Origin of the sequence: Blastococcus atacamensis (assembly GCF_002938425.1) — a bacterium.
Taxonomy (GTDB): Bacteria; Actinomycetota; Actinomycetes; order Mycobacteriales; family Geodermatophilaceae; genus Blastococcus; species Blastococcus atacamensis.
On the sequence record NZ_POQU01000154.1, the window covers coordinates 1 to 2,298 of the forward strand.

Here is a 2,298-nt window from a genome sequence, read left to right on the forward strand (position 1 = left end):
TATTATTTTTTTATTTTTTTTTGTTTTTATTGATCTGGCGCCCTCTTGGACATCGTCTATTGTGTTAGAGGGCAGCGTCAGAGTTGTATAAGAGACGGCCGGCTGACGTCGAGGTGGGCGAGCCGATCGCCGTCCTCCACATCCCACGGCTGGGCACCTCCTACGCCCGGGTGGTCGTCGAGGGCACCTCCCAGGCGGAGCTGGCCCAGGGGCCGGGCCACTACCTCGGGACAGCGATGCCCGGCGAGCAGGGCAACCTGGCGCTGGCCGGCCACCGTGTCGGCCGCGGTTCACCCTTCCTCGACCTGGACCGCCTGCGTCCCGGGGATCCCCTCGTGGTCGAGACGGCGGGCGAGTGGTTCGTCTACCGGGTGCTCGCCACCCCGGCGGACGGCAGCTTCACCGGCGACCCCAGCGGCATCCCGGGCCGTCGGATCGTCCGCCCGGACGACGTATCCGTCATCTCCCCCACGCCCGGCGCCCCCGCCGGCGCCCCGGCCTCCGGCGCCTACCTGACCCTGACGACCTGCCATCCGAAATACTCGGCCCAGCAGCGGCTGGTGATCCACGCCCGGCTGGACGGGCCGGCGACCAGCAAGTCCACGGCACCCGACGGCCCGCCGGAGCTGCGCGGCTGACCCCGTGAGGCGCGTGGCGTCAGGCGGGCGGGCCACCCAGCAGCAGCTCCCGCAGGAGGTGCAGTGCCATCGTGACGGAGCGTTCCCGCACCGCCGTCCGGGATCCGTGCAGCCGCAGGTGCCGCTCCCGGACGCCGTCCGGTCCCACGACGCAGACGTGGACGGTCCCCACCGGCTTGTCGCTGCTGCCGCCGCCCGGCCCGGCCACCCCGGTGATGCCCACGCCGAGGTCCGCCCCGAACCGCGACCGCGCTCCCTCGGCCAGCGCCCGGGCGACCTGCGGGCTGACCGCGCCGTGCTCGGCCAGCACGTCGGCCGGAACGCCCAGCAGCTCCCGCTTGGCGGCGTTGGCGTAGGCGGTCACCCCGCCCAGGACGTACGCCGAGGAGCCCGGCCGCTCCACGAGCCGGGCGCACAGCAGCCCGCCGGTGCAGGACTCGGCGGTCGCGACGGTCAGTCCACGGTCGACGAGCGCTCCGGCGACCAGGTCGTCGAGGGTCGGGCCGGTGGAGAAGAGGGTGTCGCCGTAGCGCCGGGTGACGGCGTCGACGAGCCGGTCGTAGGCGGGCCGGGCCTCGGGGGAGAAGCGGGTGACGATCTCCAGCTCGCCCTCGCGCAGGCAGGTGGTGATCTCCAGGCCGGCCAACTCGGGCTCGATCTCGCGGAGCGTCGACGCCAGCTGCGCCTCGAGCGTGCCCCACAGGCGCAGCGTCCGCTGGTGCAGCTCCGTCGCCCCCTCCAGCACCGCCCGCACCGCGGGGGCGGCCACGGCCGCGGGCCACATCCCCTGCAGTTCACCGGGCGGACCCGGGAGCACCACCACCGGCGGTCCGTCCCGGCCCTCGGCCGGCTCCACCACGAGACCCGGTGCCGTGCCGACCGGCTCCAGCACCGTCGCGCCGTCGGGGACGGTGGCCTGCTTGCGGACCCCGGCCGCGGTCGCCTCCGGGTCGGCCCGCCAGCCACGCCGGGCCATGAGCCGATCGACGACGGCGGCCACGCGCTGCTCGAGAGCGTGGTCCACCGCCGACGGGCGCCCCTGGAAGTCGGCCACCACCTGCGCGGTGAGGTCGTCGGCGGTGGGCCCCAGACCCCCGGAGGTGATCAGCAGGTCGGTGCCCAGGCCGGCGAGGAAGGCCAGCGTCGCCCGGAGGTCGTCGGGCCGGTCCCCCACGACGACGACGTGCCCGACGTCGACCCCCAGGCCCCGGAGCTGCTCGGCCAGCCAGGGTCCGTTGCGATCGGTGACCCTGCCGGTGAGCACCTCGGTGCCCGTGACGACGATGCCGGCGCGCATGACCACGGTCCCGACCTTAGGGCCGGAGCCGCCCCCCGGCAGTGCCGGGCGAGTGCGCCCGTCCGGGGCGCCGTCGGCGCCGGGGCAGCTCCGCGCCGATACCGTGCGAGTCGGAACGCACCGACCGGCGAACCGCCGGAGTCCGCGAGGAGGCACCGTGAGCACGCCGTCCGACCAGCAGTCGCCCGACCCGGGTCCCGGTCCGCGCCAGCCCAGCACGCAGGAGATCCCGGTGGTCACCCCGGCCGCCGGCGCGACCTCCGTGCAGCAGCTCCCCCCGCCGTCGGCACCGGTGGCCTGAGGGGGTGCGGGCGCCTCGACCGGCGCCGTCCTGGCCGCAGACGCTGGAGAGCGACGCCGCAG

Annotated in this window: 3 protein-coding genes; 2 read left to right on the top strand and 1 reads right to left on the bottom strand. The window is 74.9% G+C overall.

Annotated elements, in window-relative coordinates; translation table 11 throughout:
* Positions 1–83: 83 nt before the first annotated feature.
* The gene (locus tag C5508_RS19135) at positions 84–638 is read left to right on the top strand and encodes a class E sortase (RefSeq protein ID WP_104526492.1); all 555 of its coding nucleotides are present in this window, start codon (positions 84–86) and stop codon (positions 636–638) included.
* A gap of 19 nt (positions 639–657) precedes the next feature.
* On the opposite strand, the gene C5508_RS19140 is transcribed toward C5508_RS19135, so the two are convergent.
* Complete coding sequence (locus C5508_RS19140; RefSeq protein ID WP_232797308.1) at positions 658–1,935, bottom strand: competence/damage-inducible protein A; 1,278 nt, start codon at positions 1,933–1,935, stop codon at positions 658–660.
* Between the two features lie 157 nt (positions 1,936–2,092).
* Between C5508_RS19140 and C5508_RS19725 the strand changes: the two genes are divergently transcribed.
* Positions 2,093–2,236, top strand: coding sequence for a hypothetical protein (locus C5508_RS19725; RefSeq protein WP_157944157.1), 144 nt, complete (start codon positions 2,093–2,095; stop codon positions 2,234–2,236).
* Positions 2,237–2,298 lie beyond the last annotated feature (62 nt).